This is a genomic window from Steroidobacter flavus (genome assembly GCF_042651805.1).
Classification (GTDB): Bacteria; Pseudomonadota; Gammaproteobacteria; order Steroidobacterales; family Steroidobacteraceae; genus Steroidobacter; species Steroidobacter flavus.
This window is the reverse complement of record NZ_JBHSDU010000003.1, coordinates 2,466,441-2,484,164: the sequence shown is the minus strand read 5'-3', so window position 1 is coordinate 2,484,164 and position 17,724 is coordinate 2,466,441. Positions and strand designations below refer to the sequence as shown.

The 17,724-nt window shown below is 63.2% G+C and carries 16 protein-coding genes; 4 read left to right on the top strand and 12 right to left on the bottom strand.

Annotation, left to right across the window (positions count from 1 at the left end):
- Positions 1–33 precede the first annotated feature (33 nt).
- The 7 genes from ACFPN2_RS16375 to ACFPN2_RS16345 form a co-directional block, all read right to left on the bottom strand.
- On the bottom strand, positions 34–1,965 hold the full coding sequence (locus tag ACFPN2_RS16375) for a hypothetical protein (protein ID WP_380598345.1): 1,932 nt from the start codon (positions 1,963–1,965) through the stop codon (positions 34–36).
- 171 nt (positions 1,966–2,136) lie between these two features.
- Entirely contained in the window at positions 2,137–2,919 is a 783-nt protein-coding gene (locus ACFPN2_RS16370; protein WP_380598343.1) for a hypothetical protein, read from the bottom strand.
- Between the two features lie 275 nt (positions 2,920–3,194).
- The gene (locus tag ACFPN2_RS16365; protein WP_380598341.1) at positions 3,195–4,289 is read right to left on the bottom strand and encodes a PA0069 family radical SAM protein; all 1,095 of its coding nucleotides are present in this window, start codon (positions 4,287–4,289) and stop codon (positions 3,195–3,197) included.
- 37 nt (positions 4,290–4,326) lie between these two features.
- Entirely contained in the window at positions 4,327–5,535 is a 1,209-nt protein-coding gene (locus ACFPN2_RS16360) for an MFS transporter (RefSeq protein ID WP_380598339.1), read from the bottom strand.
- A 150-nt stretch (positions 5,536–5,685) separates the two neighbouring features.
- On the bottom strand, positions 5,686–7,566 hold the full coding sequence (locus tag ACFPN2_RS16355; RefSeq protein WP_380598337.1) for a sensor histidine kinase: 1,881 nt from the start codon (positions 7,564–7,566) through the stop codon (positions 5,686–5,688).
- Positions 7,567–7,615: 49 nt separating this feature from the next.
- Positions 7,616–8,254 (bottom strand): sigma-70 family RNA polymerase sigma factor, encoded by a 639-nt coding sequence (locus tag ACFPN2_RS16350; protein ID WP_380598335.1) that lies wholly within the window; start codon positions 8,252–8,254, stop codon positions 7,616–7,618.
- Complete coding sequence (locus ACFPN2_RS16345) at positions 8,251–8,433, bottom strand: NepR family anti-sigma factor (protein ID WP_380598333.1); 183 nt, start codon at positions 8,431–8,433, stop codon at positions 8,251–8,253. Before ACFPN2_RS16345 ends, ACFPN2_RS16350 begins: the two co-directional genes overlap by 4 nt.
- A 190-nt stretch (positions 8,434–8,623) precedes the next feature.
- Between ACFPN2_RS16345 and ACFPN2_RS16340 the strand changes: the two genes are divergently transcribed.
- Positions 8,624–9,394 carry a response regulator gene (locus ACFPN2_RS16340; protein WP_380598331.1) on the top strand — a complete coding sequence of 257 codons (771 nt, stop codon included), beginning with the start codon at positions 8,624–8,626 and terminating at the stop codon, positions 9,392–9,394.
- Positions 9,395–9,464: 70 nt separating this feature from the next.
- On the opposite strand, the gene ACFPN2_RS16335 is transcribed toward ACFPN2_RS16340, so the two are convergent.
- Positions 9,465–9,638, bottom strand: coding sequence for a DUF1328 domain-containing protein (locus tag ACFPN2_RS16335; protein ID WP_129776320.1), 174 nt, complete (start codon positions 9,636–9,638; stop codon positions 9,465–9,467).
- A gap of 170 nt (positions 9,639–9,808) precedes the next feature.
- Here ACFPN2_RS16335 and ACFPN2_RS16330 point away from each other — a divergent pair, with 170 nt between their 5' ends.
- Positions 9,809–10,045 carry a hypothetical protein gene (locus ACFPN2_RS16330; protein WP_380598329.1) on the top strand — a complete coding sequence of 79 codons (237 nt, stop codon included), beginning with the start codon at positions 9,809–9,811 and terminating at the stop codon, positions 10,043–10,045.
- 59 nt (positions 10,046–10,104) lie between these two features.
- Here the strand turns inward: ACFPN2_RS16330 and ACFPN2_RS16325 are convergent, their stop codons facing one another.
- Entirely contained in the window at positions 10,105–10,983 is an 879-nt protein-coding gene (locus ACFPN2_RS16325) for an alpha/beta fold hydrolase (RefSeq protein ID WP_380598327.1), read from the bottom strand.
- Positions 10,984–11,159: 176 nt separating this feature from the next.
- Entirely contained in the window at positions 11,160–11,300 is a 141-nt protein-coding gene (locus tag ACFPN2_RS16320) for a hypothetical protein (RefSeq protein ID WP_380598325.1), read from the bottom strand.
- Between the two features lie 102 nt (positions 11,301–11,402).
- Here ACFPN2_RS16320 and ACFPN2_RS16315 point away from each other — a divergent pair, with 102 nt between their 5' ends.
- Positions 11,403–14,069 carry a tetratricopeptide repeat protein gene (locus ACFPN2_RS16315; protein WP_380598323.1) on the top strand — a complete coding sequence of 889 codons (2,667 nt, stop codon included), beginning with the start codon at positions 11,403–11,405 and terminating at the stop codon, positions 14,067–14,069.
- Between the two features lie 166 nt (positions 14,070–14,235).
- Here ACFPN2_RS16315 and ACFPN2_RS16310 read toward each other — a convergent pair whose 3' ends face one another.
- Both ACFPN2_RS16310 and ilvA read right to left on the bottom strand, forming a co-directional pair.
- Complete coding sequence (locus ACFPN2_RS16310) at positions 14,236–14,694, bottom strand: hypothetical protein (protein ID WP_380598321.1); 459 nt, start codon at positions 14,692–14,694, stop codon at positions 14,236–14,238.
- A gap of 86 nt (positions 14,695–14,780) precedes the next feature.
- Positions 14,781–16,301, bottom strand: a complete 1,521-nt coding sequence (gene ilvA, locus ACFPN2_RS16305; RefSeq protein ID WP_380598319.1) for a threonine ammonia-lyase, biosynthetic — start codon at positions 16,299–16,301, stop codon at positions 14,781–14,783.
- Between the two features lie 90 nt (positions 16,302–16,391).
- Between ilvA and ACFPN2_RS16300 the strand changes: the two genes are divergently transcribed.
- Complete coding sequence (locus ACFPN2_RS16300; protein ID WP_380598317.1) at positions 16,392–17,717, top strand: aminotransferase class V-fold PLP-dependent enzyme; 1,326 nt, start codon at positions 16,392–16,394, stop codon at positions 17,715–17,717.
- The last annotated feature ends 7 nt before the right edge of the window (positions 17,718–17,724 follow it).

Genomic DNA, 17,724 nt, shown 5'->3' with positions numbered 1-17,724 from the left:
CAGTTTTTTGTTTGAAGCTCGATGGGAACCCTCTCAGGTTCCCTTCTTATAATTCCGATACTCCTGCCAGAGTTTCTCCTTCAACTCCGGATCGGTCTCGTTCATGGCAGCCTCGCGCAACTGACGCGCGACGATGTCGTCGTCGCTGCCGTCGGGAATGCCCGCGGGCACTGTGTTTGGACCGCTGCCGCCGGCGGCTCCGCCGCCTACGCCACCGCCGCCACCTTGCTGGCCGCCTCGACCTTGACCCTGTCCTTGGCCCTGTCCTTGGCCTTGTCCTTGACCTTGGCCCTGACCCTGCCCTTGACCATTGCGACCTTGGCCGTTGCCGTTGCCTTGTCCCGCACCGCCACCGGCACCCGTGCCGTCGTCTCCGCCAGCGCCTTGAGCACCGGCGCCCTGGCCGTTGTTGCCGTCGCCGTTGCCTTGTCCACCACCCGAGCCGCCGCGACCGTTGCCGCGCTGTCCGGCGATGGTCGCCTGCTCCTGGCGCATCCGGCCGTCGAAGATGCTGAACGTTTCATCAAACTTGCGATCGATCTGCGCGGTGCGCTCGCCGCCCGTCATCGGGCCGCCGCCACCATCGCCGCCGCCATTTTGGCCGCCGCCCTGGGCACCACCGCCCCCATTCTGGCCGCCGCCTTGAGAGCCTTGGGCCCCACCGCCACCACCGGCGGCTCCGCCCCCGGCTGTCGGATAACCGCCAGCACCACCCGCGGAGCCGCCACCCGTCGCGCCGGCCCCGGCTGCGGCGCCACCGCCGCCAGCAGAACCGCCGCCTTGCATTCCACCGCCACCCTGCGCGCCGCCACCTTGGGCACCGCCGCCATTTGCTCCTCCACCGGAGGAACCGCCACCTTGCATGCCGCCGGCACCGCCGGCTGAACCGCCGCCACCTTGCATGCCACCGGCATTTGCTCCAGCTCCGCCAGCCGCGCCGCCGCCCTGCATGCCGCCCGCATTCGCACCGGCACCGCCGGCCGCGCCACCGCCACCTTGCATGCCGCCGGCATTCGCGCCAGCACCACCGGATGCGCCGCCGCCCTGCATTCCACCGCCACCCGCAGCGCCGCCGGCCGAACCGCCTGAGGCACCGCCGCCGCCGCTGGAACCTTTGAAGATGCTTTCGCTGGTAGAGCCGCCACCGGATGTGCCGCCGCTCGAAGAATCTGCGGAGCCGGCTGAACCGCCGCCGCCCTGCGAGCCCTGAGCACCGCCGCTTGCGCCACCGCCGCCGGACTCAGTGCTCGGCAAGCCGCCGCTCTGATCGCCGCCCGAGGCACCGCCCGTGCTGGGCGAGGGCAACCCAACCGAGGGCAGCCCCGCGCCAGGCAGCGATGTACCGACAGTCACATTCGGACCGGAAGAGCCGCCGCCGCTTTGACCGCCGCTCGAACCTGAGGAGCCACCGGACTGGCCGCTGGCGCCGCCGTCAGACCCGCCTTGCGAGCCGCCGCCCTGCGAACCACCGCCGCTCTCGCTGCCGCCGCCCTGAGATCCACCCTGCGATCCGCCCGAGCTGCCACCGGACGAGCCACCGGCACTCGCGCCACCGCCAGAGGAACCACCCTGACTGCCGCCTTGAGAAGAAGAGGAAGAAGAGGCGCCGCCAGACGACCCACCGCCGCTAGCGCCACCCGATTGTGAAGGGAAACCACCCGAGCTCTTCGAGCCACCGCTCGACCCGCCGCTCGGCATGCTGCTGGAGGAACCGCCTGAAGAGCCGCCGCCGCTCGAGCCGCCGGAGGAGCCCGACGATCCGCCCGAGGAGCCGGAGGCACCGCCGCTCGGCATACTCGATGAAGGCATCGACGATGAAGAAGATTGCTGTTGGGGGCAGCCGCCCATGAGAAAGGCGGACACGGAGCCCACCAGCACACATTGAATCGCCAGCGTCAGGCGACGCTTCGACGCCGGTGACGGGCCGGGCCCGGCGGCCAGAATCCGGGTGGGTTGATTCTGCATGTCCTCTCCTTCCATTCCCCAAGCGCACATGAGGGACGCATGACGCCAAAGGAACTGTGCGACCGGTCAGCTGAACGCGCGCTGACCCGCCTCGTCGAGGTCAGCCCACGTTCGATGGATGTGCCGCCTCCAAGTTCAATGCGCGAAACCACGAGTCAGGCTCAAGCGACCTCAGTTGTGCGAGACCGCCGCCGTCTCCTCGTCATCCGTGCCCAACAAAAACGATTTCAATTGCCCCGCCATCCGATCGCACGCCGTGCTCTGCACCGGTGCGATCAGCGGAATGGGAGCGATGGCTCCGATCATTACCGACGTGCCTTTCACGTCGGTGGTCAGACTGCCGGCACTGATGCCCTGGCGCAGATCCCAGACCGTCGCTTCGTAATCGGAAGACTTCTCCCACCAGCCCAGGCCGAGGCAACCGGCGCCACCGGGACCGGCCGCGCAGGCGATGCTGCCGCCACCGTCGGTCTTTTGCGTCACGCCGTCGACCCACACGATGTAACGCACGCCCATCTCGGCGACACGCTCGGAAACGCCGGGACGCGCGAGGAACGCGCTGAAGCCCTGCGCATTGGCCGGCGCGGTGCTGGGTTCGAGCCAGGGATACAACGCATCGACGAAATAATGGTCCGCGTAAATCTGGAACGGGCCCTTGCTCAGATTACTGCGCGGCTCGAAGGCCTTGCCTGAGCGTTGCCTCTCGGCAACGGTCGCAGAGACCGATTCACCGACCAGCTCGCGCTCCAGACAATCGAGAAATTTGTCTTCCGTGCCCGTGCCTTCCAGATGCGGCTTGGCGAGCAACACGATGGCGTCCTTCTGCGTGATTTGCGTCGGCGCCTCACGGAGCTCCTCGATCTTCGCGGTCATGCAGCCGCTCGTGGCCAACGTTGCAGTCACGGTCGCGATGGCCATCGCGAGACGCGGCGAGACAGAGACACCAGAGTTCATGATCTTCTCCAGGATTGCAGGTCTCTCGAGGAACATCCGTCCTGAAGCGTTCGCCGATGCCCGGCAATCCGATTCGCTTCCTGCCCGGTCCGCCGGTCGCGTCTCGCTCGACCTTTACGATCGAGTATACGCCAGCCATTCATACGTCAATGCCGGGAAAACGCGCAAGCACCGACGATGGTGAATCGCGAATTAAAAGAGCAATGTCAAATGGGCCCTTGGGGCAATGTCCATTCGCCGCAAATGTGACAGCGAGCGACGCGTATGTCGCCGCTTCAAAGCAACGACAATTGCCGCGACTCGCCGCTACTTGCAGTGGAGCCCGCAACAAACAACGCCGTGTTGTGCACAAATCTCTCGCGATGTTTGAGTCCGTATCGCGCGCACGCCGCCGCGAACCGCTGCGCCAATAATTCGGCGTATCGACCTTCGCCGCGCTGACGATGACCCCAGCGCGGGTCGTTATCGCGCCCACCGCGCATGTCGTGCAGTCTCGACCAGACGTGCTTGGCCTTCAGCGGCTCGTTCTGCTCCAGCCACTCGCGAAACAACTCCTTCAGCTCGTACGGTAAACGCAGTAATACATAGCCGGCCGAACGTGCGCCGGCGGCGGCCGCCGCCTCGACGATTTTTTCCAGCTCGGCATCGGTGAGTACCGGGATGACGGGTGCAATCATCACTCCTACCGGAATTCCTGCCTCGCTCAAGCTGCGAATGGCTCGCAGTCGCGCCGCCGGCGACGCCGTACGCGGCTCGAGCGTGCGCTTGATGTCGTTGTTGAGCGTGGTGACGCTCACCAGCGCATACACCAGGTTGTCTTTGGCGAGCGGCGCCAGCAGATCGATGTCCCGCTCGATCATGGCGCTCTTGGTAATGATCGAGAACGGATGCCGACGCTTCGCCAGCACTTCAATGATGCTACGAGTGACCCGGTACTCACGCTCGATCGGCTGATAGGGATCGGTGTTGGCGCCGATGGTGATGGGCGAGCAGCGATAGTTACGCGCCGACAGCTCCTCTTCCAGCAGACGCGCGGCGTCCGCCTTGTAGAACAGCTTGGTCTCGAAATCGAGACCCGGCGACAGATTCAGATAACCGTGCGAAGGCCGTGCGTAACAATAAATGCAGCCGTGCTCGCAGCCCCGATAGGGATTGATCGACTGATCGAAGGGAATATCAGGCGATTTATTGCGGCTGATGATGGAGCGCGCCGGCTCCGGTTGCACCGTGGTCGCGAGCGGCGGCAGTTCTTCATCCAGACTGCCCCAGCCATCGTCCACAACCTCGGCGCGCGTGGATTCAAAGCGCCCAGCAGGATTCGACACGGCGCCGCGTCCAATGCGAACAGCAGGGCGAATCGGGCTGGGCATGGAAAGCATGGTACTGGATATAAAACCAGGAAGGCAACTACTTCTTCTGCTCAGGGAACTCCTGCATTTTCCACAGCACCGGAAAGAATCGGCTCCACAATCCGGTCACCACCAAGGTGGCGACACCGCCGATGATCACGGCGCGAACGGCGCCCCACCACTTCGCCATCACACCCGATTCGAAGTCGCCCAATTCGTTCGACGCGCCGATAAACACCGAGCTGACCGCGCTGACCCGGCCACGAATGTAGTCGGGCGTATCGAGCTGCACGAGTAGATGACGCACGTACACGCTGACCATGTCCGACGCGCCGAGTACGACCAACGCGGTCATCGACAAATAAAAATTCGTGCTCAGACCGAACACGATGGTCGCGATCCCGAACATCGCGACGCCGCCAAACATCCATGAACCCACGTGTCGCGAGATCGGGCTCAACGCGAGCAACAAGCCGCACGCGGCGGCGCCGATACCTGGTGCGGTTCGTAACAAACCGAGGCCGGTCGGACCGACGTGAAGAATGTCGCTCGCGAACATCGGCATCAACGCCGTCGCGCCACCGAGCATCACCGCGAACAGATCGAGCGAGATCGCACCGAGCACCACCGGTCGCGAGCGCACGAACTTCAAGCCGGAAAGCAGATTCTGCAGACTCAACGGCTCGCGCGTCGGGTTTACCAGTTCGCTCCCGCCACGCACTTGAAACATCAGCGCCGCGGCCGTCAGCGCCAGCGTCATCACTGTCGCATACACCACCGATGGACCGGCGAGATAGAGCACGCCGCCGACCGCCGGGCCGATGATGGTCGCGATCTGTTGAGACGATGAATTCAATGCGACCGCTCGCCGGAACGCATCGGTCGGCACCAGGTTCGGCAACAGCGACTGCGAGGCCGGCATCGAGAACGCGCGGGAGGCGCCGAGCACCATCATCACCATGAAGATCGGCCACGCCGACAGCAGCCCATGCAGAGTCATGATCAGCAACGCGAGCGCGCAGATCGAGCTGGTGAAGTAACACGTCGTGACGATGCGAGCGCGGTTGTGGTTGTCCGCGGCGTGACCGGCCGGAAAGATCAATGTCACGAACGGAATGAACTGCGACAGCCCGATCAAGCCCAGGTCGAGCGGATCGCCGGTGATGTCATACATCTGCCAGCCCACCGCGACGACCTGGATCTGTGCGCCGAGCGACGCCAGAAAGCGGCCGCCGATGAAGCACAAGAGATTAGGGTGGCGCAGCACGCTTCGCGTTGGCGCGCTCAGACTGGTCATGCGAGGCTGGGAAGGCGTCCGTTACAGACATGCCAGCATACTGGCCCGCGCCCCAAAGACCCAGTCGGGAGCGATTAGATTTGTGCTCGCGCCCCAACTAAATGCGTGCGCCTTGCGCCGCTAGGCCGACTTGCTCGTCGGCTCGTCAGGCGCCGGCGCGGTCGGCGCGACCGGCCCCGGCTGCGCCATGCCGGACACGTTGTGCGCGCTCGGATGATGAGGCGAGTGATGCGCGCCATGCTTCTTGTCGGCCGCCTTGAGCGGGGCCGGGAACTTGACCTGCACCACCGTGCCATCGTCGGAGCGCGTCTCCAGCTCGCCGCGCAGCTGACGCACGAACGCCTCGATCAGCGAGCGACCCAAGCCGCTTTGATCCGGTGAGCTGGCTGCCATGTCGAAGCCGATACCGTCGTCGCGAATGATCAGCAGCAGCGTCGCCGGCGACTCGCGCACGATCTGCACTTGGATGTGGCCGCCGTCGCGCTCGTTGAACGCGTGCTTGTACGCGTTGGTGATCGCTTCGGTCACCAGCAAGCCCAGCGGCACGGCTACGTCGGGGCCGATCACTTCGCTTGGCGAATCGACCGCCAGCTCGACATTACGACCCCGAGAAAGACCGCCACGACGAAGCTCGGCACACAGATCTTCGAGGAACCACTTCAGGTCGATCTCCTGCAGGCTCTCCGATTCATATAAACGTCGGTGCAACGTCGCGAGCGCATTGATACGACTGCGCGCCTCGGCGAACGCAACCTCGGCACGCGGATCGCGAATACGGCGCGCGTGCAGATTGAGCAAGCTCATCACCAGCTGCAGGTTGTTCTTCACCCGGTGATGGATCTCGCGCACCAGGATTTCTTTTTGCTGGAGCGAGTCGCGCAGCTCGTTCTCACGCGCCGACAACAAGTCCGCCATGCGTGAGAACGTTTCGCCCAGACTGCGAATCTCCGCCGGCGCGGCACTCACTCGCTCGGGACGCACGCTGTGACGACCAGCCGCATAAGCCGACGTGATTCGCTCGAGATAGGTGATCCAGCGCACGACCAGATGCTCGATGCCGAACCACACGACCGCGATGGCCAATGCCCACATCAGTAACGGAGTGAACACACCCCAGGCGACTTGCAACGCCAAGGGACCGATCGCGGTCAGCACCGGCGTGCCGAGGATCACGAAGATGCGTCCGCCGAGCAGCGGGCTGATGGCATAGAGCCGCCACGTTCCATCGTGACCGCGCGCACGGAAGGTCTGCGTCTGACCGCCTTGCATATGTTCGCGCAGATGCTCGTTCACGATGTCACGCGACGGCAGTGGCGACCGCGCCGGCGAACGTTCGGATTCACCCGTGATGATCTCGCCCTGACTGTCGAGCAGCGCGAACGCGGTGTCGTCGGTCTCGTTGCCGTAGTGATAACGGCGCGTCAGCCAGTCCAGGCCGATGAACAGCGCCACCGCGCCTTGAATCACACCGTTCTCGTCCACCAGCGGCACAGCAGTGACGATGCCCCAGGTGCCGAGCCAGCGACTCACGATCAGATCGCTGATGACGAACCCATCGCCACTCATGACTGAGATGAACCACTGCCGGTCGGCAACGTTCACCCCCGTGCGCGTCGGGCCCGAGGCGCAGGTGAACTCGCCTTTCGCATCGACGACCGACGCTCCCGAATATTGATCCAGACCGCCGATCGCTCGCTGCAAGGCGCGCCGGCACGCCGGACCTTCACCGTTACGAACGTCGGGTTGCGCGGCCAGGCTGGTGAGAATCTCGCGCGACGCCGAGATCATGTTGACCTGCTCGGTCGCCGACAGCTGCGCGGCTTGAGCGAGGTTCTGCTCCAGGATGCGCATGCTGCTGTTGTAGCTGGAGATCGCTTGCAGGACCGCGAGCGCACCTGGCGCCAGCATCGCAATGCCGACGATGAGCACGAGTCGCGGGCGCAGGCCGGCATTCCGGCCAAACCAGGAACGTGGCGCGGCAACGATCTTGGCGCTCTTCAAAGCGACTCCCCGCGACGACTACATCTAAATCCCAGCGCAGCCCGGAAGCTCAGGACGCGCCCGAGCGCCGCTCGTTGCTAATGTTGGACTCGCTGAGAGAGTTCACCGCGGGTAACGTCCCGGTCACCTGTGTGGCGTCCTCGCCGAGCAGCTCGACCAGGCGATCGCGGGCACGCGCAATCCGGCTCTTGATCGTCCCGACCGCGACCTGGCACACGTCCGCCGCTTCTTCGTAGGACAGGCCGGTCGCGCACACCAGCACCAACGCTTCGCGCTGATCCACCGGCAGCTCCTGCAGCGCGCGGTTCAAATCGCGCAGATGCAGCTTGGCATCGTGATCCGGCGCGATGGCCATCTGCGACGCGCAGATGCCGTCCGGATCCTCGATCTCGAACTTGCGATGACGCAGCTCCGAGTAGTAACAATTGCGCAGAATGGTGAACAACCAGGCTTTCAGATTGCTGCCCGTCTGGAATTGCTCACGGTTGGTCCACGCCTTCAGCACGGTATCCTGCACCAGATCGTCGGCACGCGCCGGGTCGCCGCACAGGGATCGTCCGAAAGCACGCAAAGCCGGCAGCAGCGCGGTTACCTGTTCGAGAAATTTGTCCTGGCCGGTCATAGACGGCTTCCGCTGGCTGGGCTGCTGTTGAGCGTCGGGCGCGTTCGCCACGTCATCGCCACTCAAGCGCCACGCTCCTTGTCTTCCAGCTGTTTCAGCAGCGCCTTGAACTCATCGGGCACGGGCTCGTCCATGACGTCGGTGAACATGCGCTTCAGGCGCGAGCCGAGCCAGTCGGGGACTTGCTCCGTCGCGCTCGTAGCCGCTGCTTCGACGGGCTCGCCAGGCTTGGTTTGCTCACTCATGATCATGGCTGATTCAGGTAATGGCGCGGCTCGACGCCGGCAGGGTCGGTTCAGTTGGGGGAGGAAACGCTCCACGCCGTGAAAAAGTTCCAGGGAGTAAGGAACCTTCCACCCCCTTCGTACATAGTATTGCTGCATTCGTTCTAGAGCGCCCTATCGCGCCGCTAAAGAAACCGTTTGAGGAGTCTCCATGGCCTTAGCTCACGCCATCGCCGAACATCTGCCCTATCTGCGCCGGTACGCCCGGGCGCTGTGCGGCACGCAGAAAAGTGGCGATGCCTATGTCCGGGCATGTCTGGAAGCCATTGTTGCCGATACTTCCGTGTTGGATGCGCGCCTGTCCCCAAGGGTTGGGCTGTATCGGTTGTTCCACAAGCTCTGGAACAGCGCGCACATCGAAGTGCCCGCGGCCGCGTTGAAGCGCGATGCAGATGGGGTCGAGCGCCGTTTGAGCGAGCTCACGCCGGCACGCCGTCAGGCGCTGCTGCTCACCGCGATGGAAGGATTCAACATCAGCGACGCGGCCCACATCCTCAGCGTCGATGAAGAAGAAGTGAAACAGATGGTGAGCCAGGCGGTGCGGGAGATCTCCAATCAGCCCAGCACCAAGGTGCTCATCATTGAAGACGAGCCCATCATTTCTCTGGACCTGCAGAGCATCGTGCGCGAGATGGGTCACACCGTCGCCGCGATCGCGACCACGCGGGACGAAGCAGTCCGCGCCGCTCGCAAGACCGAGCCGGGCTTGGTGCTCGCGGACATCAAGCTGGCCGACGGCAGCTCCGGCATTGACGCGGTCCGCCAGATTCTGAGCGAAGTCGAAGTGCCCATCGTATTCATCACGGCGTATCCGGAGCGTCTGCTGACAGGCGAGCGTCCTGAGCCTACATTTCTGGTCACCAAGCCGTTCGTGCCCGAAACAGTGCGCGTGGCGGTCAGTCAGGCGTTGTTGTTCGCGTAACGCCTGCCATTTTCCAGGCACAAAAAAACGGGGCCCTTCGGCCCCGTTTTCTTTTTGCTTGTCCCGCTCGTCAAACCGGTGGCCTGCCGCGCAATGCGCCACCCACCAGTGCGACCAAGGTCAGGACCAGGAAAATGAAAAAGCAGATCTTCGCAATACCGGCCGCGGCGCCGGCAATGCTGGTGAAGCCCAGCACGGCGGCGATGATCGCGACTACAAAGAATGTCAGCGCCCAAGACAGCATGTGAACCTCCGTAACCCCTCGTTGAAAAATCCTCAGCTTGCAACCTCCTTATGCCAGCCGCTTTCAGTGTCCGAACGCGTGAGCTTATGTCCGGTTCCAGCGCAGCAATTCGGAACTTCCCGCATGCGTAAACGTTTTTCTGACGAATTTATGGCTCGTGGAGGAAACATATGAAGACGACTGCGAAACTGCTCTGGTCCGCAATGCTCGCCGCCACCCTGAGCGTCGGCCTGGCCGCGTGCGACAAGAAAGGCCCGGTGGAACAGGCCGGCGAAGAAGTCGACGAGGCCATCGACACGATCAAGAACGGTGGCAAGGAATCGACGGCCAACAAGGTCGATGACGCTGTCGACGAAGCGCGCGAAGGCGCCGAAGATGCAGCGGATGAATTGAAAGAAAAGAAATAACCGGAGCGTTTGTTTCTTTATCCAGGAGGCCTGTGTCACGCGAGTGACACAGGCCTTTCTTATTTGGACTCGAGGAAATCTTCGATCAGCGCCGCCACTTCATCCGGCCGCTCGTGATGCATCATGTGGCCGGCGTCGCTGACGGTGGCGAAACTGAGATTACGATAGATCGAGCGCAGCTTCGCCTCGGCGAGCTCATCGCCCATGCGCTTCACCAGATCGGATTGATCGCCCAATACAAACAACACCGGCGCCTCGATCGCCTGCCAGCACGCCTCGGCCTGCTCGCGTGAGTACAGCACAGGGTTCACTCGTTTATGTTTCGGGTCGGCCCGCAGCTCGATCTTGCCATCGTCTCTCGGCTGTCCCCAGGAGCGCGCGATGAACTCCACCCGATCTCTCGGCGTGCGCGGGTTGCGACGGCCGAGCACACGAACCAACTGGTCATAACTTTCGTAAACAGCGAATTCAGTTCCTTGCTTCACTTCATCGAGCCACTGCGCGTAGCGGGCCGGCGCCTGATCGGGCGTCGTGCGCGGCATCCCAAAGCCTTCGAGGCTGACGAGCCGGCGTATGCGTTGCGGCCGCACGCCCGCATACAGCGTCGCGATGTTGCCGCCCATGCTGTGACCGATGAGATCGACCGGCGCGTCCGGCGCCAGCTGGTCCAGGAGCGCGTCGAGATCGGCAAGATAGTCTGGAAACCAATAGCCATCGACGGGGCGTTGCGTCCGGCCGAAGCCGCGCATGTCGATAGCGACACAGGTGCGGTCGGCGGCAAAGCAATCGACCAGGAATTGATAGGTCTCGCCGGTATCGCCCCAGCCATGCAACAGCACCAGCGGATCCGGATCGGTGCCGGGCCAGCGATACACATGGAAGGTCAGATCGCGCGCCTGGAGCTTATGGTGTTGGAGGGGGCGCAGGGATCTATACATGAATTAGAGCGGCGGTCTGAAGGAGGAATGGCGATACCGTACGCCTTTCGGGGTGAGCGTCGATGCCTTTTCGAGGCGACTTAACGTCGCCTCGAACGACGCGAACGCCGGTACAAGGATGTACCGGCTGGACTACGCACCAGGGACGGCTGCTTGTTACCGACCCTGGTCTCCATTCAGTTCTTCTGCGGCGTGCGGACCACGCCGTCACCGGCCCGGACCACCTTCTTTTTGGCGGCCTTCTTCTTGCTGACGACCTTTTTCTTGGCCGCTTTCTTCTTGCCGGCCTTTTTGCTCACTTTACGCTTCGTTGCCATGATTCCTCCGGGTTAGTCCCACTTTTCAGTTTTGTGTCACGTTAAGTCTCGTGCCGGAAGAATATTACACGGTCATCGCACTCTGATGCATGATGGCGGCCGATGGAAAACGGCAAGAACATTCACGAACAAGTCACGACCATCGTCGCCCACGCCCGTGGACTGAGCACGCAAGACCGGGGCGACTACGTGCGCCGTGCCTGCGGTGCCGATGAAACATTGCTGTCGCATGTCATGCAGGCGCTTGGCGACGCACTCGGCGAAAAGGCGGCACAAGAACAAGGCTTCTGGGACGAAGTCGCGGCCGGCGAGAGCATCCGTGCGTCACCGCTGGAATCGCTGGAAGGGCAACTGCTGGGCCGCTACCGCATCGTGCGCAAGCTCGGCTCCGGCGGCATGGGCGATGTGTATCTCGCCGAGCGTGCCGACGAGGAGTATCAGCAGCGGGTCGCGCTGAAGATCGTGCGTGGCGGGCTGTTCTCACCGCAGATTCAAAGCCGCCTGCGCATGGAGCGGCAGATCCTGGCGACGCTGCAGCACCCGAACATCGCGCGCCTGCTCGATGGCGGTCGCGCTCCCGACGGCACGCCGTATCTGGTCATGGAGTACATCGATGGCGAGCCTATCGACGCTTATTGCGACCGTCGTCGGCTGCCGCTCGAAGCGCGGTTACAGCTGATTCGCACGATTTGCGGCGCCGTCCATTACGCGCACCAGAACCTGATCGTGCATCGGGACCTGAAGCCCAACAACATCCTGATCACGCCGGATGGCGTGCCGAAGCTGTTGGACTTCGGCATCGCCAAGCTGCTCGACTCGCGCCACTCCGCGCATACGCTCGCAGTCACTCACTTCGAGTACAGAGTAATGACGCCCGCGCATGCCAGCCCCGAGCAAGTGCGCGGCGATGTGATTACGACCGCCAGCGATATTTATGTGCTTGGCGTGCTGATGTACGAATTGTTGTGCGGGAAGCGGCCATTCCATCTGGTCGGCACCAGTCTCACGGACATGGAACGCATCATCTGTGAGCAGGAGGCGTTACCGCCGAGCGCGATGGTGGCGCGCGTGCATACGGAATCCCCCGAGCTGATGGCGGACCTCGCCGCGCATCGCGCGACAACCCCGGCGCGACTTGAGCGAGAGTTGCGGGGCGATCTGGATAACATCATCGGCATGGCGATGCGCAAGGATCCCGAGCGTCGCTATGCGTCCGCGGAACAACTCGCGGCGGATTTGGAACATCACCTGTCTGGCCAGCCGGTACTAGCAACCAGTGACACCTGGCTGTACAGAACTCGCAAGTTCATCAAGCGTCATGCGTGGTCGGTGGCTGCGGGTGTCGTGACTGTTCTGACTCTCGCCGCCTTCTCTGCCGTTACTTATATCCAGTCGCAGCGGATTGCTCAGGAACGCGACGTTGCCACCGCCGAGCGGACTCGCGCGGAGCAGATATCGTCGTTCCTGGTGGAGCTGTTCGAGCTGTCCGATCCTTCGCGCAGCCGGGGCAATCAAGTGACCGCTCGCGAAATGCTCGACATCGGTGCACGACGGATCCGCCTTGGACTCAACGATCAACCCGAAACCCGCGCGACGCTGCTGGGAACCATCGGGCGCGTTTACGGCAGCATGGGACTCTATGACAGCTCCGTTGAGTTGCTTGAAGATGCTTTGAAATCACGTGTCCGCATTCACGGCGAACGCGCTCCCGAAGTTGCGCTGGCACGCGTGGCTCTCGGCAACGCACTCTGCGATCGCGGCCAGCTCGATGCGTGTGCCGAGCATCTCAATGCCGCGTTGACCCTGCAGAAAGAATTGTTGGGCGCCGATGCGCTGGCGATCGCGCCGACGCTGCAGGCTCACGGGCGTGTGGCTCAGCTGCGCGGCGACCTGGACGGGGCGGAACGTTATTTCAACGATGCGCTGGCACTTTATAAACACCATCAGAAAGACCGCACCCTCGAGGCGGCGTCCGTGCTGAGCGAGCTGGCCAGCCTGGATGCGTATCGCAGTAAATTCGAGCACGCGGCGACGTTATATCGCGCGGCTTTGGACATCGATCGTCAGGTGCTCGGCAACGATCACCCAAGCACCGGCATCCATGTGCAGAATCTGGCGTTCACTCTGCAATCCCAGGGCAAACTCGACGAGGCGGCGCCGCTCTATACGGAATCGCTGCAGATCCTGAGTAAGGTGTTAGGCGAAACGCATCCGATGACTCTGGATGCCAGCGGCAACTACGGGCGGTTCCTGCATCGTCGCGGCGATCTCGCGCATGCGGAGCAGGTGCTGGTGCGCGTCGTCGAACTGGATCGCAAGGCCCGCGGCGATCAGCATCCTTACGTGGGGCATGACCTCGTGAATCTCGGCCTCGTCCGCATCGATGCGGGCAATCCAGCTCGCGCTCAAGAAGATTTCAACGCGGCGCTGGCGATCTACGCCGCCACTCTTCCAGCCGACCATCCCTACACCGCCTCCGCGCTGTCCGGCCTCGGCCGCGCGCAGCTCGAACAAGGTCGCCTGAAAGAAGCCGAGCAGACCTTGCGCCAGGCCTCGCAAATCGCCACCAAATCCCTCGCCGCCGACAGCCCCCAACTCGCTGCCATCAACAGCTCCCTCGGCCGCACCCTCCTCGCCCAAAAACGCCCCACCGACGCCGCCCCCCTCCTGCGCGCCAGCTATCCCATTCTCGCCAGAGCGCAAGGCGAAGACGCGGTGATTACAAAGCGCGCGAAAGAAGCGCTGGCCAGCCTGGGCAGTGCCGAGTAACCGCTCTGATTACAAACGGTTCTGGGATTCCTTAGTAAACGTTGGCCGCGGCGGCCAGACCGGGCACAGCTCCTCAACCACGGCCATCAGGTCGTCCAGCGCCTGAAATGGATCGGCAGGCGCAGCCACCGGCGGAGTGACACCGCCTCCCGCTGCTATTGGAGCGTCAGTCGATTTCTTGGAGGAGCTCATCGAGCAATTCCATACGGTCGAACAACTGAAAGTACTCGCGTACTTCCTTCATGTCCACGGCGCTCCGATTTGCGCGCAGCAGTGCCCGAATGTCTTCCATATCGCGCGTGCGGCGGGGATCGTTGACCCACCCTTGGAGTTTGAAGCCGATCAGCCCCTCGGTGCTGATGACACGCAGGTCGCCGAAGGAGGTTTTGACCTCGCGGGCACCGGCCAGCAATCTGCGAGCAATCGGGCGGCTCGCGTACAGGAAATCGACCCGCTCATCATGGCGCGAGTAGTTGCCTGCCTCGGCGCTTCGATGCAGGCAGTCGTATCCGAGGCGCGTCACAGCGGCATGAACGTCGTCCGCTCGGTCAGCGTCGACCAGCAAGTCCACATCTTGCGTGGCTCTCACCACATTATGCGACGCCAGTGCCAGGCCGCCGATCAACGCAAACTGCGCGTCGATGCCTCGCAGCGCCGTCGTGACTTCGGCGATCTGTCTTCCGAGACGGGAGACTGGCGCCGCCATCGCTCTCACCCACCCAAGAACATCTTGTACGCCGAGTTGTCCGTCTCCTCCGCGTACACGTATTTCAGTTCGCGGACGTGCAGGTCGAACTCGGTGCTTTCGGAGGGAGGGATCTGGACGCCGACGAGGACGCGGCCGTAGTCGGAGCCGTGGTTGCGGTAGTGGAAGAGGGTGATGTTCCAGCGGGTGCCGATGGCGTTGAGGAACTTCAGGAGCGCGCCGGGGCGCTCGGGGAATTCGAAGCGGAACAGGCGTTCGTTCTCGAGGCCGCGGGCGTGGCCGCCGATCATGTAGCGGACGTGCAGCTTGGCGACTTCGTTGTCGCTCATGTCGTGCACGGTATAACCCGTGTCCTTCAGCGACTTGATGACTGCCTCTTTCTCACGACGGCCAGCGCTCAACGAAAAGCCGACGAACAACTGCGCAGAAGCGGTGTCGCTGTAGCGATAGTTGAATTCAGTCACGGCGCGCCGGCCAAGCTGCTCGCAGAAGCGCAGGAAGCTGCCCTTCACTTCCGGAATCTCCACCGAGATCAGCGCCTCGCGCTGACCGCCGATGTCGGCGCGCTCAGCAACGTGACGCAGCCGATCGAAATTCACGTTGGCGCCGCAGTTGATAGAGATGAACGTGCGATCCTTGCACTGCTCGCGCTGCACGTAGCGCTTGATGCCGGCTACCGACAAGGCACCGGACGGCTCGACGATAGTGCGGTTCTCTTCGAAGATGTCCTGCATCGCTGCGCAGATCTCATCCGTGCTGACCAGGATGATCTCATCGACATACTCACGCGCCAGCCGAAACGTTTCCTCACCGACCCGTCGCACAGCGACGCCGTCAGCAAAAATCCCAACCCGCTCCAGCATGACCCGCTTGCCCGCCTGCAGCGACTTGGACATCGCATCCGCATCGTCGGGCTCGACGCCGATGATCTTGATCTTCGGAAACAAATACTTCACATACGCCGCGACCCCGGCGATCAAGCCGCCGCCGCCGACCGCGATGAAGATGGCGTCGATCTGCTCGCCCGCGCACTGGCGCAACAGCTCCATGCCGATGGTGCCCTGGCCGGCGATCACGTCCGGATCGTCGAACGGATGAATGAACGCCAGCTGGCGCTCGCTCATCACCTTCATCGCATGCTCGTACGCCTGATCGTAATCGTCGCCATGGAGCACCACCTCGGCGCCATGATCCAAGACGGCCTGCACTTTGATCTGCGGCGTGGTCTGAGGCATGACGATGGTGGCCGGAATGCCGCGACGCTTGGCGGCCAACGCCACGCCCTGGGCATGATTACCGGCGGAGGCGCAAATCACGCCGCGCTTGGCGGCCGTTTCCGACAGGTGAGCAATCTTGTTGTAAGCGCCGCGTATCTTGAACGAGAACACCGGCTGCAGATCCTCTCGTTTGAAGAGAATGCTGTTACTCAACCGGCGGCTGAGCCGCGGTGCCGCGTCGAGCGGAGTGGCGATAGCGACGTCATAAACGCGCGCTTTGAGAATACGTTCGAGGTAATCGTGGGACATACGGGCCAGGATACCGCATTCCTGCAATAATGCGCGCCGCGCCCCCGACCGCCAATCAGGTCCGCTGACTCCTCTATTCTGAATGTCCGCATGAACGATTCGACCACCCGCCTCACCCGCCGCGATCTCCTTGCCTCGTCCGTGGTGACATCGCTGGGCGCCGCTGCCCTGGGATCATCCACACCGGCCACGGCCCAACCGATCGGCAGCATGCCGGCCACCACCAAGGAGTTATGGCAGTGGTTCCGCACTCAACCGGTGCTGGATCTGCAAAGAACGTATCTGGATGTGGCCACCGCCGGGCCGACGCTGCGGGCCGCGATGGCGACCGAATATCGAGTCCGCGATTCGCAAAGCCTGAACCTCGCCTCGTTCGCCGACGGTCAGTGGAGCGCCGAGAGCACACGCATGGCCACCGCATTCGGCGGCTTCATCGGCTGCGACGCCGATGAGATCGTGTTCACGCGGGGCACGGGCGAAGCGATGGCGACCGTCGCGAACGGTCTCGACCTGAACGCCGGCGATGAAATCCTCACCACCAATCGTGAGCATCCGGCGACCCTCAGTCCGTGGCTGTTGCTCGCAAGACGCCGCGGTATCGTGGTCAAACAGATCGACCTGCCGGCACCGCTGAGTGGCCCCGAACAAGCGCTCGGCCTGTTCGCCGGCGCGGTCACCGATCGCACCAGAGTGCTGCTGTTCTCGCACGTCCAATATGCGGACGGCACGTTGATGCCCGTGCAGGAGCTGTGTCAGTTTGCCCGCAGCCGCAATCTGATCAGCGTCGTCGACGGCGCGCAGGCGGTGGGCATGCTGGATTTCCAGCTGCGCGATCTCGGCTGCGACTTCTACGGCACCTCATTTCACAAATGGCTCGGCGGCAGCAACGGCACCGGCATGTTGTATGTCCGTCGCGACATGCTCGATCGCATCTGGCCCTCGCTCCCGCGCGGCATCGACGCGTCGCCGCCCGTCATCACGCCGACTCAATCCAACGGTCATATCGGCGTGCCGGCGGCGCTGCATAAATTAGGAAACATTGTGCCGCTGAGCTGGGCACCGCTGCGAGGCGCCGAAGTGGCGCTCGATTTTCAGCAGCAAGTCCTGCGCAGCCGGATCGAAGCCCGCATTCGCGAGCTGACGATCTACGCACGTCTGCGTTTACAACAACTGCCCGGCGTCGACGTGCTGACGCCGAATCGTCCCGGCCTGTGGGGCGGCATCCTCGCGTTCCATGTGCCCGGACGCCTGGCCTCCGACATCACGCTCGGTCTGGTGCGCGGTCATCGGGTGTTCGCGCGGGACATGCAATGGCCCGGCAAGAGCGAAGGCGCGGTCCGCATCTCGTTGCACGCGTTCAACACGCACGACGAAATCGACAAGCTGTTCGCCGGTCTACAACAAGTACTACGCTGAAAACGCG